At 66.5% G+C, this 25,146-nt stretch carries 22 protein-coding genes and 3 pseudogenes; 7 read left to right on the plus strand and 18 right to left on the minus strand.

Annotated elements, in window-relative coordinates; genetic code table 11:
• Nucleotides 1-13: 13 nt before the first annotated feature.
• The 5 genes and pseudogenes from XM1_RS23285 to XM1_RS11475 form a co-directional block, all read left to right on the plus strand.
• Nucleotides 14-223 (plus strand): annotated as a pseudogene (locus XM1_RS23285) (IS3 family transposase); the annotation flags it as partial.
• 79 nt (nt 224-302) lie between these two features.
• Nucleotides 303-779: a leucine zipper domain-containing protein gene (locus tag XM1_RS11460; RefSeq protein ID WP_068433512.1), complete on the plus strand. Its 477-nt coding sequence runs from the start codon at nt 303-305 to the stop codon at nt 777-779.
• A gap of 26 nt (nt 780-805) precedes the next feature.
• A complete protein-coding gene (locus tag XM1_RS11465) occupies nt 806-1,879 on the plus strand; it encodes an IS5 family transposase (RefSeq protein WP_068433508.1) in 1,074 nt (357 codons plus the stop codon).
• Between the two features lie 132 nt (nt 1,880-2,011).
• Nucleotides 2,012-2,545 (plus strand): annotated as a pseudogene (locus XM1_RS11470) (integrase core domain-containing protein); the annotation flags it as partial.
• Nucleotides 2,542-3,003, plus strand: a pseudogene (locus XM1_RS11475) (integrase core domain-containing protein); the annotation flags it as partial. The pseudogenes XM1_RS11470 and XM1_RS11475, both read left to right, overlap by 4 nt.
• Before the next feature lie 77 nt (nt 3,004-3,080).
• Here the strand turns inward: XM1_RS11475 and XM1_RS11480 are convergent.
• The 15 genes from XM1_RS11480 to XM1_RS11550 all read right to left on the minus strand — a co-directional run bounded on the left by XM1_RS11480 (nt 3,081) and on the right by XM1_RS11550 (nt 20,761).
• Nucleotides 3,081-4,190: an ABC transporter substrate-binding protein gene (locus XM1_RS11480; protein ID WP_082700714.1), complete on the minus strand. Its 1,110-nt coding sequence runs from the start codon at nt 4,188-4,190 to the stop codon at nt 3,081-3,083.
• Between the two features lie 282 nt (nt 4,191-4,472).
• Nucleotides 4,473-5,303, minus strand: a complete 831-nt coding sequence (locus XM1_RS11485) for an SDR family NAD(P)-dependent oxidoreductase (RefSeq protein WP_068433518.1) — start codon at nt 5,301-5,303, stop codon at nt 4,473-4,475.
• 28 nt (nt 5,304-5,331) lie between these two features.
• A complete protein-coding gene (locus XM1_RS11490; RefSeq protein WP_068433522.1) occupies nt 5,332-6,531 on the minus strand; it encodes a CaiB/BaiF CoA-transferase family protein in 1,200 nt (399 codons plus the stop codon).
• Nucleotides 6,528-8,825 (minus strand): xanthine dehydrogenase family protein molybdopterin-binding subunit, encoded by a 2,298-nt coding sequence (locus XM1_RS11495; RefSeq protein ID WP_068433525.1) that lies wholly within the window; start codon nt 8,823-8,825, stop codon nt 6,528-6,530. The genes XM1_RS11490 and XM1_RS11495 overlap by 4 nt, the downstream gene beginning before the upstream one ends.
• 10 nt (nt 8,826-8,835) lie before the next feature.
• Nucleotides 8,836-9,318, minus strand: coding sequence for a (2Fe-2S)-binding protein (locus XM1_RS11500; protein ID WP_068433527.1), 483 nt, complete (start codon nt 9,316-9,318; stop codon nt 8,836-8,838).
• Nucleotides 9,302-10,156: a xanthine dehydrogenase family protein subunit M gene (locus XM1_RS11505; protein WP_068433528.1), complete on the minus strand. Its 855-nt coding sequence runs from the start codon at nt 10,154-10,156 to the stop codon at nt 9,302-9,304. The genes XM1_RS11500 and XM1_RS11505 overlap by 17 nt, the downstream gene beginning before the upstream one ends.
• A 14-nt stretch (nt 10,157-10,170) precedes the next feature.
• Nucleotides 10,171-11,778: a methylmalonyl-CoA mutase gene (locus tag XM1_RS11510; protein ID WP_068433530.1), complete on the minus strand. Its 1,608-nt coding sequence runs from the start codon at nt 11,776-11,778 to the stop codon at nt 10,171-10,173.
• A complete protein-coding gene (locus XM1_RS11515; RefSeq protein WP_068433532.1) occupies nt 11,775-12,170 on the minus strand; it encodes a cobalamin B12-binding domain-containing protein in 396 nt (131 codons plus the stop codon). The genes XM1_RS11510 and XM1_RS11515 overlap by 4 nt, the downstream gene beginning before the upstream one ends.
• Nucleotides 12,167-13,300 (minus strand): acyl-CoA dehydrogenase family protein, encoded by a 1,134-nt coding sequence (locus tag XM1_RS11520; protein WP_068433534.1) that lies wholly within the window; start codon nt 13,298-13,300, stop codon nt 12,167-12,169. The genes XM1_RS11515 and XM1_RS11520 overlap by 4 nt, the downstream gene beginning before the upstream one ends.
• 5 nt (nt 13,301-13,305) lie before the next feature.
• The gene (locus tag XM1_RS11525; protein WP_068433535.1) at nt 13,306-14,982 is read right to left on the minus strand and encodes a hydantoinase B/oxoprolinase family protein; all 1,677 of its coding nucleotides are present in this window, start codon (nt 14,980-14,982) and stop codon (nt 13,306-13,308) included.
• 5 nt (nt 14,983-14,987) lie between these two features.
• Nucleotides 14,988-17,099: a hydantoinase/oxoprolinase family protein gene (locus XM1_RS11530; protein WP_068433536.1), complete on the minus strand. Its 2,112-nt coding sequence runs from the start codon at nt 17,097-17,099 to the stop codon at nt 14,988-14,990.
• 18 nt (nt 17,100-17,117) lie between these two features.
• Entirely contained in the window at nt 17,118-18,644 is a 1,527-nt protein-coding gene (locus tag XM1_RS11535) for a class I adenylate-forming enzyme family protein (protein ID WP_068437728.1), read from the minus strand.
• Nucleotides 18,645-18,665: 21 nt separating this feature from the next.
• Entirely contained in the window at nt 18,666-19,877 is a 1,212-nt protein-coding gene (locus XM1_RS11540) for a thiolase family protein (protein WP_068433538.1), read from the minus strand.
• A gap of 11 nt (nt 19,878-19,888) precedes the next feature.
• Complete coding sequence (locus XM1_RS11545) at nt 19,889-20,308, minus strand: MaoC family dehydratase (protein ID WP_068433540.1); 420 nt, start codon at nt 20,306-20,308, stop codon at nt 19,889-19,891.
• Between the two features lie 9 nt (nt 20,309-20,317).
• Complete coding sequence (locus XM1_RS11550) at nt 20,318-20,761, minus strand: MaoC family dehydratase N-terminal domain-containing protein (protein ID WP_068433542.1); 444 nt, start codon at nt 20,759-20,761, stop codon at nt 20,318-20,320.
• Nucleotides 20,762-20,981: 220 nt separating this feature from the next.
• Between XM1_RS11550 and XM1_RS11555 the strand changes: the two genes are divergently transcribed.
• Nucleotides 20,982-21,623 (plus strand): TetR family transcriptional regulator, encoded by a 642-nt coding sequence (locus tag XM1_RS11555; RefSeq protein WP_082700467.1) that lies wholly within the window; start codon nt 20,982-20,984, stop codon nt 21,621-21,623.
• Between the two features lie 143 nt (nt 21,624-21,766).
• Here the strand turns inward: XM1_RS11555 and XM1_RS11560 are convergent, their stop codons facing one another.
• Entirely contained in the window at nt 21,767-23,341 is a 1,575-nt protein-coding gene (locus XM1_RS11560; RefSeq protein ID WP_068433546.1) for a glycosyltransferase family 39 protein, read from the minus strand.
• Nucleotides 23,342-23,442: 101 nt separating this feature from the next.
• Entirely contained in the window at nt 23,443-24,642 is a 1,200-nt protein-coding gene (locus tag XM1_RS11565) for a TIGR03862 family flavoprotein (RefSeq protein ID WP_068433548.1), read from the minus strand.
• A 47-nt stretch (nt 24,643-24,689) separates the two neighbouring features.
• Between XM1_RS11565 and XM1_RS24030 the strand changes: the two genes are divergently transcribed.
• Nucleotides 24,690-24,845: a hypothetical protein gene (locus XM1_RS24030; RefSeq protein WP_156428709.1), complete on the plus strand. Its 156-nt coding sequence runs from the start codon at nt 24,690-24,692 to the stop codon at nt 24,843-24,845.
• On the opposite strand, the gene XM1_RS11570 is transcribed toward XM1_RS24030, so the two are convergent.
• Nucleotides 24,842-25,138, minus strand: coding sequence for a hypothetical protein (locus tag XM1_RS11570; protein WP_068433550.1), 297 nt, complete (start codon nt 25,136-25,138; stop codon nt 24,842-24,844). The genes XM1_RS24030 and XM1_RS11570 overlap by 4 nt on opposite strands.
• Nucleotides 25,139-25,146 lie beyond the last annotated feature (8 nt).

Raw genomic sequence — 25,146 nt, forward strand, 5'->3', positions numbered from 1 at the left:
TTTTGGAGGCGTCCAGATGCTGCGGCTGTACCGGGAGGAAAAGTTGGCGGTGCGCCGCCGCACCGGACGCAAGCGGGCTCTGGGCACGCGGGCGCCGATGTCGGCCCCCATGGGGCCGAACCAACGCTGGTCGTTGGATTTTGTCTCCGACGCCTTCATCGACGGGCGGCGGTTCCGCATCCTGGCGGTGGTCGATGACCATACCCGCGAGTGCCTAGCTGTGAAGTCTCAGGAGGTTGCCCACTCGATCCGAACCGAGGAAGCTGAAGTTGCGACACTTTGGCTATCCAGGGAGAGATCGAATGGGCATCCACAAGAATGCCGTTCTGACGCCGACCGGTCGAGAGATTCTGGTTCGGCGGGTTGTCGAAGAGGGGCAAAGACCCATGTCGGTGGCCACCGCCATGGGCGTGAGCCTCAGGACCGCCCGTAAATGGGTGTCCCGTTTCCGCTCCGAGGGCGTGCCTGGCCTTTACAACCGCTCATCGCGTCCGCATCGGTCACCGGCGCAAACGCCTGCTGCCCTTGCCGAGCAAATAGCGGTTCTGCGGCGCCAACGCCGGACGGGAGGCGAGATCGCCGCCACCATGGGCGTGTCCAGGGCGACGGTATTCCGCATCCTGGGCCGCCTCGGCATGAACCGGCTGAAGTCGCTGGAGCCTGCCGAACCGGTGCGTCGCTATGAACGCGCCGAGCCGGGCGAGATGATCCACATCGACATCAAGAAGCTGGACGCCTCCAAAAACCCTGGTGATGAGGGCGGGGCTTTGATTCAATGACGGGATCGTGGCGGTGAGGTTGGGCAATGAAGGCGCCGGGGTTTTTCGACGTTGAAGAATGTCTGGCGGGTCTTTCGAAGAAGGGCGACGTGCTGGAGCACTTGAACCGGACGATCGATTTCGCGCTGTTCCGTCCTGACCTGGAGCGTGCGGTTCCGCGCTCGAATGGCGCCAAAGGTGGTCGTCCGCCGTTCGATCATGTGCTGATGTTCAAGGTGCTGATCCTGCAGGCGATGAATGGCCTGGGCGACGAGGCCACGGAATATTTCATGCGTGACCGCCTGACCTGGAAGCGGTTCCTTGGGCTTGGGATCTCCGATCCGGTTCCCGATGCCAACACGATCTGGACCTTCCGCGAGCACCTGACCAAGGCCAACGCCATCAAGGCGCTGTTCGAGCGCTTCGATGCGGCTCTGCGCGATGCAGGCTATCTGGCGATGTCGGGGCAATTGCTGGATGCCACCATTGTCGCCGCCCCCAAACAGCGCAATACCGATGGTGAGAAGGCCGCGATCAAGGCCGGAACCATTCCTGACGCCTGGAAGGACAAGCCAGCGAAATTGCGGCAAAAGGACCGCGATGCGCGGTGGACGGTGAAGTATTCCAAGGCCAAGCCCCGTGAGGATGGCCAGCCGCAAGTGGATCTGGCCGTCCCATCCTTCGGCTACAAGAACCACGTTTCGGCGGATCGGGCGCATGGGCTGATCCGCAAATGGCTGGTGACGGATGCAGCAGCCCATGATGGCGCCCGGTTGCACGATCTACTCGACAAGACCAATACGGCGAGCGGCGTCTGGGCCGACACGGCCTATCGCTCGGAAAACAACGAGACGTTTATGGCGAAGAACGGCTTCGTCTCGCAGGTCCATCGCAAGAAGCCCAAGGGCAAGCCGATGCCAGACAGAACCCGCAAGGCCAATGCCCTCAAATCCATGGTGCGCTCCAAGATCGAGCATATCTTCGCTCACCAGAAGGGGCCGATGGCCGCCATCGTCCGCACCATCGGCAAGGCCAGGGCGGAAACCAAGATCGGCATGATCAACCTCGCCTACAACATGCGGCGTCTCATGTGGCTTGAGAGGAAACGTGCGCCCGCTTGAGGGCAAAACCAGGGGAATATTGCCTGAAACCACCAATGTCCTGCGGAAATCGGCGCCGATAGGGCCTGACCAGCACCACGGCCGATCCGATCAGGCCAAAATCAGGCCAGCGCCGAGGTTTTTGGAGGCGTCCAGCTGGGCCGTTTCAATAAGATCGGCCACCGCATCACCGGCGACCGAATCGGCCAAAGCAACAGTCGGGGCGTCGGCTGGGAGTTCGTCCATGTCTGCATCGACGACGCTTCACGGGTTGCCTTCTCCAGGATCATGCCCGACGAAAAGAAGGAAAGTGCCGTCGCCTTCCTGGACGCGGCGCTGGCCTACTACGCCGGCCTCGGCATCACCGTCCAGCGGGTGATGACCGACAATGGCTCATGCTACCGCTCCAAGCCGTTCCGCAAAGCCTGCACCGATCATGGGCTCAAGCATGTCCGCACCAAGCCCTACACGCCCAAGACCAACGGCAAGGCCGAGCGCTTCATCCAGACGGCTCTCCGCGAATGGGCCTATGCCCAGGCTTATGAAAACTCAGCCCGCCGGGCCGAGGAGTTGCCCCACTGGCTGCACCGCTACAACTGGCATCGGCCCCATGGTAGCTTGAAGGCGCAGACACCTATCAGCCGACTCGGTCTGACCGGTGACAACGTCTTGCGACTCCACACCTAGCGCTGGTGGCGGACACGTCACTTTCTGGTGCTCGAGTTGCTCGGGAATTGGACACCCTGATGGCTCGGCAAGGCAGACCGGTGATGGTGGTGTCCGACAATGGCACCGAGCTGACCAGCATGGCCATCCTGCGCTGGTGCCAGGAACGCCGGGTCGAATGGCATTACATCGCGCCGGGCAAGCCGACCCAGAACGCTTTCATCGAAAGCTTCAACGGCAAGCTGCGCGACGAATGCCTCAACGAGACGCTGTTCACCTCATTGAATCACGCCAGGGCGGTCCTGGCGGCCTGGAAGGAGGATTACAACCATGTGCGGCCCCATACCAGCCTCGGCGGCGCCACGCCGGCGGAGATGGCCGCTCGATCCCGAACGCAACCAGGGCCGGGGCATGCCCCGGCCCTGGTTGCCATCACCGCCCTTTTCAGGCATCAAAACCAGACGGGACTCTATCTCTGAGCGGTAACAAGTTCAGGAACAGGTCAACAAGCCGTCGGCGGGATTTCCTCCAACGGCTTGCCGCCCCATGCAGGACCTTACTGAACCAGGCTCCACTGGCCGTTCTTGATCTCGAGCAGTTTCAACGAGTTGAGGTTCAGGCCCAGATGATTGCCGGGCGACATGCTGACGATGCCGCTGGTTCCCACATAGCCCGAGGTCCGCTCGATCTCGTCCCTGACCTTGTGCTTGTCGACCGAACCGGCCCGCGAGATGGCGGTCAGCGCGATCTGCAAGGCGTCATAGGCGTGGCCGCCATAGGTGGAGACCTCGGTCTTGAAGGCGGCCTCGGTCTCGGTCTTGAACTTCATGGTCACCGTCTTCTGCGGATCGTCGGCGGGCAACGCCTCGGCCACCAGCACGGCGGAGGCCGGCAGGCGGACCCCTTCGGTGGCGTCGATTCCGGCCAGCTGGATGAAGTTCTTGGAATTGACTCCGTGGGACTCGTAATAGGGCAGGCCCATGTTGAGCTGCTTGGCGTTCTTGGTCACCACCGCCGCCGACTGGCCGAAGCCCAGGTTGAAGATGGCCTGGACGCCCGGCGTGTTCTTGATCTTGGTGAGCTGCGGCGTCATGTCGGCGTCGGACGCGAAATATGTCTCGTCGGCCAGGATGGTCATGCCGTGCAACGGGGCCAGCTCCTTGGTGGCGGTGCTGGCCGACTTGCCGTAGCCGTCGTTGCCGTAGATCAGGGCGATGTTGGTGATGCCCCGCTTCTTCATGTCGAGGAACACCTTTTCGGTGGCCATCTTGTCGGTGTGGGGCGTCTTGAAGATCCACTTCTTGACCGGTTCGACGATGACGCCGCCGCCGGCGATGGAGATCAGCGGAATTTCCGCCCGCTCGGCCAGCGGAATGGCCGCCATGGTGTTGCCGGTCAGCGTCGGGCCGATGATCAGGTCGACGTTGTCGGATTCGATCAGGCGCTTGACCAGGGTGGTGGTCTTGTCGGCCTTGCCCTCGTCGTCGTAGACGATCAGCTCGATCTTGCGCCCGAGCACGCCCCCGTCCTTGTTGAGCTGGTCCGAGTACATCTTCAGGACCTTGGCTTCGGGGTCGCCCAGCAGCGACGCCGGGCCGGTGACGCTCAGCACCGCGCCGATCTTGATCGGCTCGATGGCCTGGGCCGACCCCGTCCAGGCCGCCATCACGGCAATGGCGGCCGACGCTAACAATATTCGCCTCCTAGACGTATGCGACATTTCTCCCTCCCAGTAAGTGGCTATTTCATTTTTGGGTCCTCGTTTCCGGCCATGCCTGTTTTTGGGTCTTTGGCCATTACACCTATCCCGGAGATCGTGACCGATCCTCGGGATCGCCCTCAAGCGGCGGGCGGGTCGCCTCCGCGACCCTTGCCTCCCCCGCCATAAGGCGCGCGGCCCCTTGGGCCTAGCCAAATCCCGATGAGTTCTGCTCATCGGGATTTGGCGTTACATGATGAAGCCGCCGGTACACATCACCACTTCACCGGTGATGTAGTCGGCTTCGGGCAAACACAGCAGATAGACGGCGCCGGCGGCTTCCTCGGGGGTGCCGCCGCGGCCCAGCGGGATCATCTTGCTCATGGTGTCGAGCAGGTCGGGGTTGACCCCCATCTTGATCTCGATGCCGTGGGTCTTGTGGCTTTCCTCCTGGCCCGACCCGGCAGGCTTGGTCATGCGGGTCTTGATCCAACCGAAGGCGACGCAGTTGACGTTGACGCCGTAGCGCCCCCATTCCTTGGCCATGGTCTTGGTGACGCCCACCAGGGCCGACTTGCCGGCGCCGTAGGCGATCTGGCCGGGATTGCCGCAGATGCCGCCCATGGACGAGACGTTGACCACCTTGCGGGTCACCACCTCGCCCTTCTCCTTCTCCGCCTTGGTGGCCGAGCGGATGTAGTCCGAGGCGGCGCGCAGCACCCTAAAAGGGGCGGTGGCGTGGACGTCGAGCATGGCGTACCACTGCTCGTCGGTGACCTTCTGGATCACCCCGTCCCAGGGATAGCCGGCGTTGTTGACGATGATGTCGAGCCGTCCGAAGCCTTCCAGCGCCGCCTTGACGATGCGGTCGCCGAAATCCTTGGCGGTGACGTCGCCCACCACGGCCAGGGCGTCGGAGCCCAGCGCCTTGATCATGGCCACCGTCTCGGCCGCCGGGCCTTCGTCCAGGTCGTTGATCACCACCTTGGCGCCTTCCTTGGCCAGCTTCAGCGCGATGGCCTGGCCGATGCCGCGTCCCGATCCGGTGACCAGCGCCACCTTGCCGTTCAGCTTGCTCATGAGATGTGTCCTCCCGGGTTCTTGTTGATTAAGCCGATTGCGGCACGATGCCCGACCGGGCGAGGTCGTCGTAATCGCCGCCCCGGATGCCGGCCTGGGCCAGCACGGCGCGGGTGTGTTCGCCGTAATGGGGCGGGAAGGGGAACGAGGTGTCCCGCCCGGCCAGATCCACCGCCATGGGCTGCATGCGCACCTTGCGCCCGTCGGGCAGGCGGGTGGAGGTCAGCTTGGACTCCAGCGCGTCGAGCTTGCGCACCTGTCGGATGTCGTTGATGGGGGCGTTGGGGATGGTGGCCTTGCGGAAGTCGCCAGCCAGTTCGGCGGTGGTGTGGCGGCTTGTCACCGCCTTCATGTCCACCTGGATGGCCTCGCGGTCGGCGTGGCGGCCCTGGTTGGTCTCGCGCCCCGCCTTGGCGACGGGGGCGAAGCGGGGCAGCTCGGTCAGCCGCCGCCACTGCACGTCCGAGCCGATGGCGACGAAGATGTAGCCGTCCGCCGTGGGATAGGCGTTGGTGGGGATGAACTTGCGGTGCTCGTTGCCGCAGCGCGTGATCTCGATGGGATCGCAGCCGAAATCCACCAGCGGCAGGGTGGTGATCAGCCAGGACGCTGCCGCCTGCAGCATGGAGACGTCGATGCGCGAGCCCTTGCCCGTCTCGGCCCGCTCGGCCAGCGCCAGACAGACCCCGGCATAGACCTCGTCGCCGGCCTTGAGATCGATGATCGGCACGCCGGCCAGGGTGGGCGGGCCGCCCGCCTCGCCGGTCAGCTCCATGTAGCCGGCCATGGCCTGCAGCGCCGGGTCGTAGCCGGGCACGTCGGGATAGTCCGGCCCCATGGCCGAGATGCCGGCCCAGATCAGGTCGGGCTTCACCTTGGACAGGGTCTCGTAGTCGATGCCCAGCGGCTTATAGCGCGACGGCAGGGTGTTGGAGCAGAACACGTCGGCATTAAGCGAGCGGACCAGATGGCGCAAGACCTCCTGGCCCTTGTCCTCCTTGAGGTTGATGGCCACCGCCTCCTTGCCCACGTTGGGGGCGACGAAGTAGGAGCGGCGGTCGTCGTCGGCCACCACCGAGCCGATATAGCGGTTGGGATCGCCCGGCAGGCCGGGGCCCGCACCGAAGGATTCGATGCGGATCACCCGCCAGCCCAGGTGGACGAAGCGCAGCGTCGCATAGGGCAGCGACAGCGCCTGTTCCATGGAGAGGACGACGCGCGGCTTCATAGCGGCCGTCCTTTCAGCGCCGAATAGACCCGCTCGGGCGTGAAGGGCAGGCTGGAGATGCGCACGCCGGTGGCGTTCTCGATGGCATTGGCCACGGCCGCCGCCATGCAGATGGACGGGGCCTCGCCCACGCCCTTGGCGCCCTGGGGGCCCTCGCCGTCCATGGTCTCGATGAACTGAATGTCCATCTCGGGGATTTCCGGCGCGGTGATCAGCTTGTAATCGCGGAAGGCGGGGTTGACCAGATGGCCTTCGACCACCGGCATGTCCTCGCACAGCGCATAGCCCTGGCCCATGATGATGCCGCCCTCGATCTGGCCCTCGATGCCCATCTCGTTCAAGACGCGGCCCACGTCGTGGGCGGCCCAGACCTTGAGCAGCTTGACGATGCCGGTGTCGGTGTCCACCTCCACCTCCACCACCTGGGTGGCCCAGGCGTAGGCGGCCGAGACGTCGCCCTTGAAGCCCTTGTCCTGGTGGACCGAGGGCGGCTCATAGTAGTTGGTGGTCATCACCAGTTCGGCCTTGTCCGAGAAGTGCAACTGGCGCAGCATCTTGCCCAGCGGCATGATCTTCTCGCCGTCGCTGGCGCGCACGATGTTGCCGCCCTTGAGGTCCATCTCCTCGGCCGCCATGTTGGACACGGTGGCGGCGGCGGCCAGGATCTTGTCCTTGGCCTTGCGCGCCGCGCCGATGGCCGAGTTGCCGGCGATGAAGGTGGTGCGGCTGGCATGCACGCCCACGTCCCACGGCGTGATGTCGGTGTCGTTGTTGACCACCGTCACCGCGCTCATGGGCACGCCCAGCTCCTCGCATACCAGCTGGGCCAGCACGGTCTCCGAGCCCTGGCCGATCTCGGACGCGCCGGTCATGATGGTGACGTGGCCGAAATCGTCGAGCTTCAGGATGGTGCCGCAGCCGTCTGAAGGGTAGATCTTGGCGCCGCCGCCCACGTGCAGCATGGAGGCCATGCCGACGCCCCGGCGAATGCCGGACAGCCCCTTGGCGGCGCCCAGCGCCTTGCGCTTCTCGGCATAGCCAGAGCGCCCGGCGGCGGTCTCCAGGCAATCCTTGAAGCCGCAGGTCTTGAAGTGCATGCCCTGGCCGGTGATCTCGCCCGCGACTTGCGCGTTCTTCAGGCGGAATTCATAGGCGTCGATGCCCAGCGCGTCGGCCAGCTTGTCCATCTGCTGCTCGATGGCGAAGGTGGCCTGCAGGTTGCCGTAGCCCCTGAACGACCCGGCGAAGGGGTTGTTGGTGTAGACCGCCTTGGTGTGGTAGCGGCAGTGGGGCACCCGGTAGAGCGAACTGAAGGTCTGCATCATCACGAAGGGGATGGTCGCCCCCCACGAGGTGTAGCCGCCGTTGTCCAAGAGAACGTCCACGGTGCGGAAGGTCAGCGTGCCGTCCTTCTTCGCACCCGAGCGCAGGCGGATGATGGCCGGCTGGCGGGTGGGCGACGCGATGAACTCCTCTTCCCGGGTGAAGATCAGCTTCACCGGGCGGCGCGTCGCGCGGGCCAGATAGACGGCGATGGGCTCGAAGGGATAGATGTCGAGCTTGGAGCCGAAGCCGCCGCCGATGGGCGGCTGGATGATGCGGATGCGCGACGGGTCCATGCCCAGCACCTCGGCGAACTCGCGCTTGTGCAGGAACGGCACCTGGGTGTTGGAGTACAGCGTCAGATTGCCCGACTGGGGCTCGAAATCGGCGATGACGCCCGACACGCCCATGCAGCAATGGGTGACGCGGTGGAGCGTGAACTCGTCCTCGACCACCACGTCGGATTCCGCCTCGCCCCGTTCAACGTCGCCATGGGCATAGTCGAAGGCCATGGCGACGTTGTCGGGCTTGCCCGCGTGGAGGACCGGGGCGCCTTCCTTGATGGAATCCCTGGGGTCGAACAGGGGGGGGAGATCCTCGTATTCCACCTTGATCAGCTTGATGGCCGCCTGGGCGATCTCGAGGCTGTCGGCGGCCACGGCGGCGATCTCGTCGCGCTCGCAGCGCACCTTGTCGCCCTTCAAGGGCGGGTTGTCCTTGTTGACGCCGATGGGGTGGTTGGGAACGTCGGCGGCGGTCAGCACGGCGCGTACGCCGGGCAGCGCCTTGGCCGCCGAGGTGTCGATGGAGACGATGCGGGCATGGACCCGCTCGGTGCGGAGAATCAGGCCGTAAAGCTGGCCCGGCAGGTTGAGGTCCTGGATGTAGCGGGTCTTGCCCGCGACCTTTTCCGGCGCGTCCATCTTGGGGATGCGCTGGCCGATCAGGCTGGTGGATTGGGCGGCGTTCATGGCGGCGTCCTTACTCGGCGGCTGACTGGGCGGCGGCGGCGGTGACCACCGCCTCGACGATCTTCTTGTAGCCGGTGCAGCGGCACAGATTGCCCTCGAGGCCGCGCTTGACCTCGTCCGGGCCGGCATGGGGGTGCTTGTCCAGCACGTGGCGGGATTGCACCACCATGCCCGGCGTGCAGAAGCCGCACTGGACGCCGCCCTTCTCGACGAAGGCCTGGCGCAGCGGGTCCGAGGCGTGGTCCACCGCCAGCCCCTCGATGGTGGTGATGGCGCGGCCATCGAAATCCACGGCGAACATCAGGCAGGAATTGACCGACACGCCGTCCACCAGGATGGTGCAGGCGCCGCATTCGCCTTCGCCGCAGCCGTATTTGGTGCCGGTCAGGCCCAGATGCTCGCGCAGCAGGGCAAGCGCGCTGGTTTCGGCCGGCACCGCCAGCCGGGTGGGGGTGCCGTTGACGACACAGGAAATCTCAACGAGAGACGACATCGCTCAGCACCTTTCCCAGGAGGTTGTGGACCAGCTCGCGGCGGTACCAGGCGCTGGCCCGCAGGTCGTCGATGGGCTTGATTTCATCGCGGGCGGTGATGGCCGCCTTGGCGATGGTCTGGGCGTCCAGGGACGCGCCCTCCAGCACGGCTTCGGTGGCCCGCCCGCGCAGCGGCGTCGGCCCCACCGCGCCGAACGCCACCCTGACGTCCGAGAGGCGTCCGCTTTCCAAGGTGGCGGCAAAGCCGATGGACACCGCCGAGATGTCGAGCGCCGGCCGCGTGCCGAACTTGACGAAGCGCGACACGGTGCGCAGCCGGGGCAGCGGAATGGAAAAGCCGGTGATCAGCTCGTCGGGGCGGCGCACTGTCCGTCCGGGTCCGGTGAAGAACTCGGCCATGGGCACCGAGCGGCGCCCCGAGGCCGACGCCAGCTCCACCTCGGCGTCCAGCACCAAGAGCGGCACCAGGGTGTCGCCGGCCGGCGAGGCGTTGGCCACGTTGCCGCCGATGGTGCCCATGTTGCGCACCTGATCCGAGGCGAAATGGTCGGCGGCCTCGGCCAGCAGCGGCACCGCCTTGGCGATGACCGGATTGTCCTTCAGATCGTTGATGGTGGTGAGCGCGCCGATGGTGATGCGGCCCTGGGCGATGTCCACCGCCCGCAATTCAGGGATGCGGCGGATGTTGAGCAGGATGGGGCGGAAACTCACCTTGCCGGCATTGCTTTGCGGCATCAGGTCGGTGCCGCCGGCTAAGATGGTGGCGTTGCCGCCCGCCAACGCGGCAAGCGCGTCGTCCAGGCTGGCGGGGGCGAGGTAGCGTTCGATGGCGGTCATGCGTTTCCTCGGGGTTAGAACACGACGGGTTCGCGGTAGCGGCCGTAGACGGTGACCAGCCGGTCGGTGATCTCGCCGACGCTGGCATAGGCCTTCACCGCCTCGATCAGGGCGGGCATGACGTTGGTTCCGGCCCGGGCCTCGGCCTCGACCCGGTCGAGTGCGGCCTGGACCTTGCGGCCATCGCGCTCGGCCCGGATGGCGTCGAGCGCCATGATCTGGGCCTTGGCGTCGTCCTCGTCATAGGGGTGGAACTCGACCTTGGCCTCTTCCTCCTCCTCGCGGTAGCAATTGACGCCGACCTTGGGGAAGTCGCCCGATTCGATGCGCTTTTGCATCTCGTAGGCCTGGGCCGAGACGGCGGCCTGGGCCAGGCCTTGCGCCACCAGCGAGACGATGCCGCCCCTGCGGTCGATGTCGGCCATGGTCTCGACCATCTTGTCGCGCATCTGGTTGGTCAGCGTCTCGACGTACCAGGAGCCGCCCAGGGGATCGACCGTCTCGGTCAGGCCCATTTCCTCGATCAGGAGCTGCATGGTGCGAAGCGAGATGCGGGCCGAATGCTCGGTGGGGATGGTGTAGGCCTCGTCGAACGAGCACAGCGCCATGGTCTGGGTGCCCGACAGGGCGCTGATCAGGGCGTAATAGGCGCCGCGCACGATGTTGTTCTCGGGCTGCTCCTTGGTCAGGCCGCCGCCGCCGCCGGCGGCGATCATGCGCATCCACATGGAGCCGGGGTCCTGGGCGCCGTATTCCTCCTTCATGATCTTGGCCCACAGGCCGCGGGCCGCGCGGAACTTGGCCACCTGCTCGAAGATGTTGCCGAAGATGTTGAAGTTGAAGGACAGCCGCCCGGCGAACTCGTCGATGGCCAGCCCGCGCTTCAAGGTCTCGTCGGCATAGGCCTTGGCGATGCAGAAGGCGTAGGCCATCTCCTGGGCCGGGTTGGCGCCCGATTCGCGGATGTGATAGCCGCAGACGCTGACCGGGCTGTATTTGGGGGCATGCTGGGCGCAGTACTCGATGGTGTCGCCCACCAGCTTCATGGACGGTTCCACCGGGAAGATCCAGGTGCCGCGCCCGATGAACTCCTTCAGGATGTCGTTCTGGGCGGTACCGCGCAGCTTGGCCACGTCATACCCGCGCTTTTCGGCCATCACCAGATACATGGCGATCAGGATGGCGGCCGAGCCGTTGACGGTCAGCGATACGGTGATCTGTTCCAGATCGATGCCGTCGAAGGCGACCTCGAAATCCCGCAATGTGTCCACCGCCATGCCGACGCGTCCCACCTCGCCCTCGGCCATGGGCGAATCGGAGTCGAAGCCGATCTGGGTGGGCAGGTCGAAGGCGACGTTGAGCCCCGTCTGGCCGTTGGCGATCAGGAACTTGAAGCGCCGGTTGGTGTCGGCCGCGTTGCCGAAGCCGGCATACTGGCGCATGGTCCAGGGGCGCTTGCGGTACATCTCGGCGTGGATGCCCCGGGTGAAGGGATACTTGCCCGGCTCGCCGATATGGCCGAAGCCCCCCGTCGCCTCCACGTCGGCGGCCGTATAGACCGTCTTGATCTCGACGCCCGACTCGTTGACCACGCGGCGCGGCTTCGTCTGTCGCTCGCTCATTGCACCCCCTCCTTGATGAAATCGACGATGGCGGCGATCTTCGAACTGGTGGGGAAGATCCCGGTGAAGCCGAGCGCGCGCAGCTCGTCGAAATCGGGGGCCGGGATGTTGCCGCCGATCAGGCAGAGCTTGTCGCCCAATCCCCGCTCGTCGAGCAGGGGGCGCAGCTTGCGGCAGAAGGGCAGGTGGGACCCGGCCATGCTGGACAGGCCGATGACGTCGACGCCCTCTTCCAGGGCGGCGTTGGCCACGGCGATGGGGGTCTGGCGCAGGCCGGTGTAGATCACCTCGAAGCCTGCGTCGATCAGGCCGCGCACCACGATCTTGGCGCCCTGGTCGTGGCCGTCCAGGCCGGGCTTGGCCAGCAGGACGCGGATACGGCGGTCACTCATGACGTCAGCTCCTTGCCGATGATGAGCTTGAGGATTTCGCTGGTGCCTCCCCCGATCAGGGTGAAGCGGATGTCGCGTAAGAAACGCTGCACCGGGTACTCCATGGCGAAGCCGTAGGAGGCCAGCACCCGGGCCGCCTGGTCGCAGGTCCGGGCGGCGGCTTCGGTGGCGAACAGCTTGGCCATGGCCGCCTGCTGGGCGTGGGGACGGCCCGCGTCCTTCAGCCAGGCGGCGTACCGGACCAGCTGTTCGGCGGCTTCCAGGTCGGTGGCCATCTCGGCCAGCTTGAACGACACCGCCTGGAAGGCGGCGATGGGCTTGCCGAACTGTTTGCGCTCGCCTGCATAGCGCACCGCCTCGGCCAGGGCGGCGCGGGCGACGCCGTTGGCCATGGCCCCGGTGATGATGCGGATCTCGGAGAGGATCTTGCGCAAGTGACCCTCGCCGTCGCCCACCTCCTTGCTCAGCATGTGGCTGTCGGGGACGAAGCATTCGTCGAAGGCCACTTCCGAGGTGGGCAGGGCCCACACCCCCATCTTCTCGATGGAGCGGCCGACGGTAAGGCCCGCAAAGCCCTTCTCCACCAGGAAGATGGTCAGCTTCTTCTCGGCGCCGGCGCGGGCGAACACCGTGAAGAAATCGGCCAGCGGCGCCGAGGTGATCCAGGTCTTCTGGCCGCTGATCTTCCAGCCGCCGTCCACCTTGACCGCGCTGGTGGCGATGCCGCCCAGGTCGGACCCGGCATTGGGCTCGGTCATGCAGATGGCGCCGATCTTCTCGCCCTTCAACGCCGGCTCCAGCAGGCGTCGGCGGATGTCGTCATTGCCCAGCAGCCACAGGAAGTTGGTGCCCATCAGCGCCTGCATGGCCGCCGCGCCTGCCAGTGACAAAGAGCCTCGGGCGATCTCGGCCAGGGCCAGGCAGAAGGTGGAGAGGTCCACCCCGGCGCCGCCCACCTCCTCGGGGTAACGCATGGCGAAGAAGCCAAGGCCGCCCAGTTGGGAGAACAGCGCACGGGGGAACTGGTGGGCTTCGTCCAGCTCGGCCGCCACCGGGACCACCTCGCGATCGACGAAGCGGGCGAAGGTGTCCTGGATGGCGCGCTGGTCTTCGGTCAAATCGAAATCCATGCCGGTCAGCCTTCCCAGCCGTAATCGGCGCGCGCCGCCTGGGCCGAGATGATGCCGTCTCTGACCTCGCGGGCCAGCAGGGCGCGGTCACGCTTCGATGCCGGGCCATAGCCGCCGCCGCCGCCCGCCAGCTGGCGGTAGGTGGTGCCCTTGGGCACGCCGGTGATCAGGTCCTTGTTGCGCGGCACCACGCGGGTGCCGTCGGGATAGGTCAGCTCGATCAGGTTGAGCGTGCTGTCGCCGCCGCCGAACAGGCCGAAGGCCGGTTCGAAATCGCCGTCGCCGAAGGTCACCAGCTGGGTGTCGTCCGAGCCGATGGTGAACACCGTCTCGACCCCCAAGCCGCCCCGCCACTGGCCGGGACCGGCCGAGTCGGCCCAGTATTCGTGCTTGAGCAGCAGATGCGGCGTGGTCTGCTCGAACATCTCGTAATCCTGGTCGAGCAGGCCGCCCGAGGCGTCGATCATGCCGATATGGTCATAGCCGTCGGTGCCGTTCATGGCGCCCGAGCCGCCCTTCAGGCCCATGAAGCCGATATCCACGTATTTCTCGCCCTTTTCCGGGTCGATGCCGGTGGTGAGCGAGCACAGCAGGTTGTTCCAGCCGGCGGTGACCCGGTCGGGGATCACCGGGGCCAGCGCCCGGATGATGGCGTCGGCGTTGGGCGGGCACAGGTGGTTTCCGAAGGTGGTGGCCTTGGGATAGCTGGCGTTGAGGATGGTGCCCTCGGGGATGATGATCTCGATGGGCTGGATCATGCCCTCGTTGTGGGGGATGTCGGGGTTGACCATCTGCAGCAGGGTCAGCACCGTGGCCGAGGCCGACGAGGTGAAGGTGCCGTTGACGAAACCGTCGGTCTGCGGGTCGGTGCGGGTGTAGTCGAAGCGCACCTTGCGGTCCTCGACGGTGATGTCGACCCGGATGGTGAACTCGCTGCCCACGTGGTGGCCGTCGTAATAGACCATGCCCTCGCCGGAATAACGGCCGTTGGGGATCTTGGCGATCTCGGCCTCCATCATCCGGCGTGTGGCGTCGAACAGGGCCGTCTTGTGGGCCTTGAAGCTTTCCAGCCCGTACTTGGAGAGCAGTTCCAGGAAACGCCGCTCGCCCACGGTGCAGGCGCCCATCTGGGCGCGCATGTCGTGCTGGACGATGTCGAGGCGGATATTGGCGAAGATCAGGTCCCAGACGTCCTTGCGGAACACGCCCCGGTCATAGATCTTCACCGGCGGAATGCGCAGCGCCTCCTGCCACACTTCCTTGGCGTTGGGGTTGTAGCCGCCGGGCACGTTGCCGCCGATATCGGCCTGATGGCCCTTCACCGCGGTCCAGCCCACCAGGGTGTCGCCCTGGAAGATGGGCTTATAGACGGCGACGTCGTTGTTCTGGTTGCCCATGGAGAAGACGTCGTTGTGGAAGATGACGTCGCCCGGGTGAATGTCGCCCTCGAAGTATTTCAGGATGTACTTGCAGACCGGCGCCAGCGAGAAGGCCAGGATGGGCAGATTCTCGGTCTGCTCCAGCATGTTGCCCTCGGCGTCGTACAGCCCGGTGACGAAGTCCTTGGCCTCGCACAGGATGGGCGAGCGGGTGGTCTTCTGCACCGAGATGCTCATCTCGTCGGTGATGGACTTGAAGGTGCGGGCGTAAACCGACAGCAGGATGGGATCGATGGCGGTCATGGCGTTCAGGCCCCCTTCAGGATGTTGGCCACCAGGTCTTCGCGGCCCTTGCGGTACAGCGCGAACGAACCGGTGCGGTCGCAGACCCCGTCGAACGAGGCCGAGACGAAGATGGCGGTGGTGATTTCCTCGATCATCGCCGGGCCGGCGACCCGGTTGCCGTGCTTGAGCTTGTGGCCGTCATAGACGGGGACGGAGCGGAAGGCCTTGTCCTCGGGGACGTAGACCATGCGCTCGCCCTTGATGGCCGCCGAGCCGTCGGGGCCGGCATAGGGCTCGCTCCGCCCGGCGGGCTTGTCGGTGACGCCCGAGGCCTGGACGCGGACGTTGATGATCTCGGCCGGGACCTTCTGCTCTTCCAGCGAATAGCCGTAGAGGCGGTTGTGCTCGGCATGGAACAGCCGGGTGACGGCTGCGGTGTCGCCCGCCTCGACGGCGGCCATGGGCACCTCGAACGACACCTCGTGGTATTGCTTGAGGTAGCGGCAGTCCAGCTTGACGGCGATGCTGCGGCGATCGGCGGCGATCCGCTCGGAATTCAGCAACTCGTCGCCCTCCTTGGCCATCTCGGCGATCACCGCCTTCAGCCGCGACCAGTCCAGTCCGTCCAGGCGCGAGACGAAAGTGCGCACGAAGTCGTGCTTGATGTCGCCCATCAGCATGCCGTAGGCGCACAGCACCGAGGATTCGCGCGGCACGATCTGGAAGGGCATCTCCAGCTCGTCGGCGATCAGGCAGGAATGGATGGGCCCGGCGCCGCCGGCCACGATCATGGGGAACTCGCGCGGGTCGAAGCCGCGCTTGATGGTCACCTCGCGCACGCCCTGGGCCATGTTGTTGCAGATGATGCGGTACATGCCCGCCGCCGCCTCGACCACGGAGAGGCCCAGCGGCTTGGCCACGTGCTCGGCGATGGCCTGCTCGGCGGCGGCCAGGTCCAGGCTCATGCGGCCGCCGGCGAAGAAGCCGGGATTGAGGTAGCCCAGCACCAGGTTGGCGTCAGTGGAGGTGGGACGGGTGCCGCCCTTGCCGTAGCAGGCCGGGCCGGGATCGGCGCCCGCCGATTGCGGCCCCATGCGCAGCATGCCGCCCTCGTCGATCCAGCCGATGGAGCCGCCGCCGGCGCCGATGGTGTGGATGCCCAGCATGGGCAGCGCGATGCGGTGGCGCGCGATCTCGCCGTCATTGACCATGACGGGGGCGTCGACCGCCATGGAGGCCTCGAAGCTGGTGCCGCCCATGTCGGTGGTGATGCAGCGGTTCTGGCCGTGGACGTTGGCGTAGGCGAGGCCCGCGCCGGGGCCGCCCGCAGGTCCCGACAGCAGGGTGAGCGCCGACTTCTCACGCGCCACCTCGGGCGCCATGACGCCGCCGTTGGACTGGGTGATCAGCAGCAGCCCGTCGAAGCCGATGCCCTTCAGTCGTCCGGTTAACTGGTCGAGATAATGGCTGAGCTTGGGCCCCACATAGGAATTCAGCGCCGTGGTGCTGATGCGGTCGTAGAAGCGGATGGAGGGAAGCAGGTCGGTGGACACGGTGAGATAGGCGCCGGGCAGGTGCTTGCGCACCAGTTCGGCCGCCTTGCGCTCGTGCTCGGGGTTGGCGAAGGCGTTCATGAAGCAGATGGCCACCGCCTCGACCTTCTCGGCCTTGAACAGGGCGATGGACGCCTCGATGTCGGCGAGCGACAGCGGCTCGATCTCGCGGCCCATGCGGTCCATGCGTCCGCCGACGCCCACGCGCAGATAGCGCTCCACCAGGGGCGGCACGTTGGTGTAGCGGTTGTTGTACTGCTCCTCGCGGATGCCGCGCCGCATTTCCAGCGCGTCGCGCACGCCCTGGGTGGTGATCAGTCCGCACTTGGCCCCGGTATGGGTCAGCGTGGCGTTGGTGGTCACCGTGGTGCCGTGGACGATGGTGTCGATGGTCTTGACGAAACCGGCGAAGTCCATGGCCGGCTTGCGGCTGGCGGCGATCTCCTCCAGCCCCTGGATCACCGCGATGGACGGGTCGTGCGGGGTGGACAGGACCTTGTGGATCCTGGGCTCGCACCCGGCCTCGGCGACGAAGAAGTCGGTGAAGGTGCCGCCGACGTCGATACCGATCTTTGTGCTCATGGGGACGGGTCTCCGGGCTTAAGAGGAGGAGGATTGCGGCGCCTGGCGCGCCAGCTTGCGGATGTCGGCCTTGATCAGCTTGCCGATGCTGGTGCGCGGCAATTGCTCGGCGAAGATCACGGCGCGCGGGTGCTTGTAGCGGGCCACCTTGTCCTTGAAGAGGGCCAGCACCCCCTCCTCGGTCAGGCGGGCGCCGGGGCGGGGCACCACCACCGCCACCGGGATCTCGCCCCAGCGGTCGTCGGGGCGGCCGACCACGGCGGCTTCCTCGATGTCGGGGCACTCGCCCAGGATGGCTTCCAGGGCGGCGGGGAAGATGTTCTCGCCGCCCGAGATGATCATTTCCTTCTTGCGGTCGTCGATGACCAGATAGCCGTCGGCGTCCAGATGGCCGATGTCGCCGGTGGCGAACCAGCCGTCTTTCAGCGCCGCCCGGGTGGCGGCCTCGTCGCGCCAGTAGCCGGTCATGATGTTGCGGCCCTTGATCAGCACCTCGCCCGACTGGCCGGCGGGCACGTCGTTGCCCTCGCCGTCCACCAGGCGCATCTCGCAATGGACGGCGCAATGGCCGGCGACGCCCACCCTGGCGCTGTCGGCCACCCGCTGGAACACCGCCACGGGGCCGGTCTCGGTGGAGCCGAAGATCTGGATCACCGGAATGCCGCGCGCCTGGATGGTGCGCACCAGCCCGGCGGGAATGATGGTCGAGCCGGTGGTGATGCAGCGCAAGGCCGACAGGTCGGCCCCCGCCCAGCCCGGTTCGCTCAGCAGCAGGTCCAACTGGGTGGGGACCAGCACCGCCAGGGTGATGCGCTCGCCCACCAGGGTGTTCAAGGTGGTGGCGGCGTCGAAGCGGCGGTGCAGGGTGACGGTGGCGCCCGCATGCAGCGCCGGCATGGTCTGGATGTTCAGTCCGCCCACATGGAAGATGGGCAGCGTGGTCAGCACCCGGTCCTGGCTGGTCAGGTCGTGCATCTGGGTGCTGTTGACGGCGTTCCACAGCATGCCGTCCTGGGTATGGATGGCGCCCTTGGGCAGGCCGGTGGTGCCCGAGGTGTAGCACAGCAGCAGCGGGTCCTCGGCGCGGCCCTCGCCGCCGCCCAGCAGCGGCGCGGCCTCGACCATGGAATCCCAGTCCAGCCAGCCGGCGCGCGGGCCGCCGGTGCAGGCCAGGCGGGGGCCGGTGACCACCACCTTCTTGGCAGCGATGGCGTCGGCGAACTCCGGCTCGACCACCAGCAGCGAGGGCTCGGAATCGGCCATCAGCGCCAGATGCTCTACGGGAGTGAGCCGCCAGTTCAGCGGCGTGAAGATGGCGCCGATGCGCGCGCAGGCGAACAGCAGGGCGATGCTCTCGGCGTTGTTGAGGCCCAGCCACGCCACCCGCTCGCCCTTGCGGATGCCGAGCGTGCCGGACAGGGCGCCGCTGATGCGGGCGATGTGGCGGGCGAGGCCGCCATAGCTGATCTCGGCGCCCTCGTAGCGGATGGCCGGCTTGTCGGCGGCAAATCCGGCCCAGCGTTCGATCCAGTCGGAGAGGTTCATGGTCATGCTTCTCCGTTGCGCTCAGACCGGGCGTTCATCGACCAGGATCACCACCGCCATGGCGGTGTCGCCGGCGGCGCAGCCGGAGAACAGGCCGTAGCCGCCGCCCCGGATCACCAGTTCCTCGATCAGCTCGATCACGCTCCTTGTGCCCATGGGCGCCTGGGGATGGCCCCAGACCAGGGACGAGCCGTAATTGTTGATCTCGGCCAGCTTGGCCCCGGTCTCCTCGGCGAAGACGATGTCGTTGACCGTGAAGGGATTGTGCAGCTTCACCGCCTTGACCTTGTCCATGCCGATGCCGGCCTGCTCCAGGGCGCGCTTGGCGGCCGGTACAGTGGCGCGGGGCATGAAGGCGGGCTCGACCCTTTCCAAGCCGAAGCCCATCAGCCGCACCCGGATCAGCGGGTCGCGGGACAGTTCGCGGGCCTTGCCCGGCGTGGCGACGATCAGGCAGGCGTTGCCGTCGGCGGGATGGGTCTGGGCGCCGAAGGTCACGCTGCCGCCCTCCATCACCGGCTTCAAGGCGGCCAGTCCCTCGGGCGTCGATCGGCTGACGCCCTCGTCGGCGGCCATTTCCCCGGCGGTCTTCTTGAAATTGGGGCTGGGGACCGAGAAAGGCAGGGTCATGAAGCGCTTGAGGAAGGCGCGATCGTCGGCCAGGGCAGCGGCATACTGCTCCTCGCGGCGCAGCACCACCTCGTGCTGGCGCTCCGTGCCGATCTTGTAGCGGGCGGCGACGTTCTCGGCGGTGGCCAGCATGGACTTGGCGGTGAACGGATCGTAGGAAAAGTTCTGCATCACCCAGTCCTCGGCGCTGCCGGTGCCGCCGGCTCCGCCGGGATCGGGGTAATAGAGATGCGGTCCGTTGGAGGTGCGGTCGCAGGTGGCCGACAGCGCCATTGTGGCCAGCCCGGCCTGAATCTCGGTGGCCGCCGTCAGCAGGCAGCGCACGCCGGTGGCGCAGGCCTGCGAGATGCTGGGGCCGCCCGCCTGGGCCGCGCCGATCATGCCCATCAGCCAGGGCGCGCCGTAGAAGCAGTGCTTTTGCGGCACTGAGGTGCCCAGCACGCCGAAATCGAACGCCCCGGCCGGGATGTCGCGCCGGGCCAGCTCGGCCTTGGCCACATGGGCGGCGAATTCCATGGAGTGAAGCCGCGCCAGGCTGCCCATCCATCGGGCGAAGGGCGTCGACCAGTAGCAGCCATAGGGAATCTCGGCGAGATAGGCCATGGGACGCGCTCCTAGGCGGGCAGGGCGATGCGGGCCGAGCCGGCCAGGGTCTGCTTGCCGTCCTGGTTGACGGCGGCCAGCTCGAGATCGACCACGTTTTCGCCGTTCTCCTCGGACTTGGCGGTGACCACGCCCTGGCAGGTGATGGTGTCGCCGGGGAAGGCCATGGCGGTGAAGCGGGCCGAGAACGAGCGGATGGCCGATTGCGGCACCCAGCCGGTCAGCACCTGGCCCAGGAAGGCCATGGACAGCATGCCGTGGGCGATGACGCCGGGCAGCCCACCCGAGCGGGCCTGCTCGTCGTCCAGGTGGATGGGGTTGTGGTCGCCGGACGCCCCGGCGAACAGGGCCAGCTGGGTCCGGTCGATGGCCGGCTTGGCCAGGTCGGGAATGCGGTCTCCCACCTTGACCTCGGCGAAACGGATGGTCATGTCTGCCTCCTACCCCTGACGGACGATTATTACGGTCCGTAAATTCGCCACCGGCCGGGTGTGCTGATTTTTCAGCAGCGTTTCGGTGACGATGAAGCGCATGGCGCCGCCCTTCTTCTCGAAGGTCTCGACCACCCTTTGCACGCCGGTGATGGTGTCGCCGGCGCAGATGGGCTCGATGTAGTCGAAGATCTGCTCGCCATGCATGGAGCGGGTCTTGTCCACGCCCAGGTCTTCCAGCACCTTGAAGGGCTGCTCGGCGTCCATGGCGATGGAGAAGGCGAAGGTGGGAGGCGCCGGAAGCGAGGTGTAGCCTGCCTTTCGCGCCGCGCTCTCGTCGGTGTAGACGGGGTTGGATTCACCGATGGCCTTGGCGAAAAGCCGCAACCGGCCCTTCTCCACATCCACGGTGAACGGGGCATAGACTTTGCCTACAAGCTCTTCGGCTTTCACGGCGGTTCCTCCCTCTCGTTGGGCCCGGCCGCCACGGATGTTCCTCCGATTGATCATTGCCGGACTTGGGTCCGGTCAACGTGCTGCCGTTGTTTGAACGCTAAAATAATTTTACGGACCCGTAAACAGCTTTTTTACGGTGGCGTAAAAAATTCCATTGTGCGTTGCGATGCTTCCGGCTAGGGTCTGACTTAGGGCAATACGTTAGGAATGGGCCGGGATGAGCCGACGGATTCAGATATTGAGGCGGGCCACCGAGGTGTTCGAACGCCAGGGGGTCAACCGCACGTCCATCGAGGACATCGCCAACGCGGTCGGCATCAAGCGCGAGGCCATCTATTATTATTTCAAGAGCCGCGCCGACATCTTGCTGAAGATCATCCTGCCGCAGAGCACCTCGCTGGTCATGGGGCTGGGCGCGATCATCAATTCCAACCTGCCGGCCGAGGAGAAGCTGGAAGCGGCCATCCGCAACCATCTCGACCGCTTCAATCCCAACTACCTGGAAATGACCGTGGCGCTCCGCGAGGACCATTTCCTCGAGGACGAGAGCAAGGCGGCGGAACTGCGGGGCGTGTGGAACGAATACACCCACCTGTGGACCCGCCTGATCGAGGAGGGGCAGGAAAAGGGAATCTTCAAGCCGGGCCTCGACGCCCGCATGGTGGCCAACGGCGTGCTCGGCATGTGCAATTGGATGTCGCGCTGGTACGACCCCGGCAAATCCATCCCCATCGAGAAGATCCTGGAGATCTTCTTCACCATGGTGGCGCACGGCATCGTCGACCCCGCCGCCGCGACCAAACCCCCGACGGCGGCGAAGAAGCCCGGCCGGTCGCGCAAGGCCGCTCCCAAGGGCTGAGGCGTCGACGGCATATATCCGCCATCACGCCTCCCTGAGATTCGGCATATTATTTTAGTTATAAACTGCTTCTGGCGGCCCGGGGCTATGCCCCTGGAGTGCGATGGCCATCGATGGAGACGGCTTCGCACCGGTGGCTTGCTCTAGCGGCAGGGGGCGGCCGGCGGGATGACGGCCCGTCCGAGCCGGATCGGGGCTTCCTGGACGGGGCCGGGATAATGCAGCGTCACGTCGGGCAGGGTGGTGATGGGGCCGAAGCGCGCTTCCAGGGCGGCAATGCCCGGGAACCAGTCGAGCGGTTCGCCCGGCCGGGGCGCATCCTGGTGGTCGATGTCGCGATAGCGTCCGTCCAGGGCCTGATCCCACAGGATCAGGGCGCCGGTGCGGCGGATGTCCTCGTCCGACAGCCAGGGAGCCATCTTGGAATCGGCTTCGCTGTAGACCCGGGGACGCTCGGGTAATTTCAGCGACGCGGTGCCGCCCAGCCAGGCGTCGCCGATGATCACCGGCACCGGGCTGTGACAGACCTGCTCCCAGCCGTCAGCGGCGGCGGCGCCCAGCTGATTGGCCGGGAAACGCGACCACTTGCCTTCGTCCATGTCGGCGATGACGCCGGTGAAGATCAGCACATAGGTGGCCGCCATGGCGACCATCAGGCCGCTGGTCCAGGCCAGCAGGCGGTTGACCCGCCACGGCGTGGGCGAGGGATAGAACAGATGCAGGAGCAGCAGCGGAAGGGGCAGGAAGAAGGACGAGGCCCACTCCACCCGCATGGCGCCGCCGGTGATGGCCGACAGCAGGATGACCAGGGCGACGGGGCCGAGGCTCATCATCAGCAGGAAGCGGTCCCGGCGGCACAGCTGGCGCCGTTGCAGCCGGGGCAGCCCCAGGCCGCCCACCAGGGCGAGCAACAGCGAGGCGCACATGCCGGCCATGATCAGCAGCGCCACGAGAGGATTGATCAGATGGCGCTCGATGAAGCTTTCATCGCTGAGGCCGGCGCCGCTGGACAGATAGCGCAGCGGCCCCAGATCGTGGGTCAGCACCCACTGGGCATGGGGCGCAGCCACCGCCAGGCACAGGCCGGCCGCCGCCCAGGCGCGTGGCGAGCGCAGCACCCAGCGATGTTCCGGTGTCGCCAGGACGTGGACCAGCAGCAGCAGCGGCAGGATCAGGATGGTGTACTTGGTCAGGATGCCCAGGCCGAGCGTCAGCCCCAGCAGCGGCCACGCCCAGTTCCGCCGCTCCTCGATGGCGAGGTAGGCCAGCCAGATGCCGGCGCACCAGGGCAGGTTGAGTAGAATGTTATGGTTGAAATGTGGGACGACGTAGCTGTAATAGCCCAGCACCGGCAACGTCACCACCGCCAGGGCGGCGCTGGTGGAGTCCAGGTAGCGGCGCGCCAGCCGGTGGACGCAGGCGAAGGAGGCCACCATCACCGCGACGCCCAGGCCGTAGACCACGCCGTCCGACGCCCGGAACAGCCTGAAGGCGATCTCGGTCATCCAGCTGATCAGCGGCGGATGCTTGAAGTAGCCGGCCTGCCACTCCATTCCCCAGTAGACAATCTGGATGGTATCGCGATTAAGAGTGGTGTTGACGGCTAGCGGCAGGCCAACCCACGTGAGGGCGTAGAGGCAGAACGACAAGGCCAGCAGGGCCTTCACCCCGATGACAAGCTTACGTTCCGATCTGGCGATGTCGAGCGACAGACCCATTAATTGCGCTGCTGACGAATTATGATTAAGGATGCCCCTACAGGATTGGCCCCACCCTACCTCAGTCCTGATACGAGGCAGAAGCAAAATCGGCGAAACTGTTACACTGCGTTACAGTGCCTGACCGCCCCTAATCCGGCCCGGTGGCCGGTGGCGAAGCAGCCGGTGAGCAGATAGCCGCCGGTGGGGGCTTCCCAGTCCAGCATTTCCCCGGCCGCGAAGATTCCCGGCAGGCGCTTGAGCATCAGGGAATCGTCCATCTCCGCCAGCGCGATTCCCCCGGCGGTGGAGACGGCCTCGGCCAGGGGGCGGGGGCGGCGCAGCCGCAGGGGCAGGGCCTTGATCGCTTCGGCCAGGGCGGCGGGAGACGCGGCTGCCGGGGCGGCCTCGCGCAGCAGGGCCAGGGCGGCGGGCGACAGGGGCAGGGCCTTCTTCAGGAAGGTGGACAGCGACTTCGAACCGCGCGGACGGGCCAGGGCCGCCGCCACCCGCTCGGCGCTCCAGTCGGGCATCAGATCCACATGGGGCACCGCCTCGCCCAAGGCCTCCAGGCTGTTGCGCAATTGGGCGGCCAGCCCGTAGACGACGCCCCCCTCGATCCCGGTGGCGGTGAGCGTGATTTCCCCCCGCCGCCTTTGTCCGGCGAAGGACAGTTCCACCGTGCCGGTGCGGCCGCCGGCGAAGCGTTCGGCGAAGGAGGGGCTCCAGTCCAGGTCGAAGCCGCAATTGGCGGGCTTCAGCGGGGCGACCTCCACCCCCTTTGAGGCCAGCGGCGCGGCCCAGCCGCCGTCCGAGCCCAGATGCGGCCAGGAGGCGCCGCCCAGGGCCAGGACGCAGGCCCTGGCGTCCAGCGTTTCCTCGCCCTCGGGCCCAGCGAGCCGAAGACGGTGCTCGGCGTCCCAGCCCAGCCAGCGGCGGCGGGGGTGAAGGATGACGCCCAGCCCCCGCAGGCGGCGCACCCAGGCGCGCAGCAGCGGCGCGGCTTTCATCTGGGCCGGAAACACCCGGCCCGACGAACCGACGAAGGTCTCGATCCCCAGCCCCTCGGCCCAGGCTCGCAGATGCGTCGGCCCGAATTCGGCCAGCAACGGAGCCATGAAGCCGGCGGCGGCGCCATAGCGGGTGACGAAGCGCTCCATCGGTTCGGAATGGGTGAGGTTCAGCCCCCCCTTGCCGGCCAGCAGGAACTTGCGCCCCGGCGACGGCATGGCGTCGTAGACCTGGACGGCAAGGCCGTGCCGCGCCATGACCTCGGCGGCCATCAGTCCGGCGGGTCCGGCTCCGATCACCACGGCGGTCATGGGCCGTCACGCCTTGATGAGCGCCGGCATTGCGGAAGAATGGCGGGATGTCCGGACCTGATCATGCCGTCTGTCGATACTTCCTGTCCTATCGCGGCGTCAAGCCGCGCCGCGCCGGAATGCCCATGGGCGGGGACAAAATGAAGGCCGATTTCGGAAAAAATGGCGAGCAGCAGACCTGGCCGTCCTCGCGGCCCGCCTAGATCAAGCTGATGAGGGACCTGATCTGGCGCTCGCGGATGTCGGCGGCGATGTCGGTCTGCGTCACGCCGCGCCCGCCGCCGTAATTGGCGATCAGCACCCGGTGGACGCGGTGGAACGAGCCGTAGCTGCTTTCCTCCCATTCCTCGACCCTGGGGCTGCCGTCGAAGGTGACGACCCGCCGCGCCTTGGAGGCGTTGCGGCGCACGGCGAAGATGGCCTCGGTGATCACCACGTAGATGCTGTCGGTGGTGAAATAGCCGGCCAGGGTGCCCAGGGCGGCGCCGGACGCCATGCCGATCC

The organism is Magnetospirillum sp. XM-1, from assembly GCF_001511835.1.
Lineage (GTDB): Bacteria > Pseudomonadota > Alphaproteobacteria > Rhodospirillales > Magnetospirillaceae > Phaeospirillum.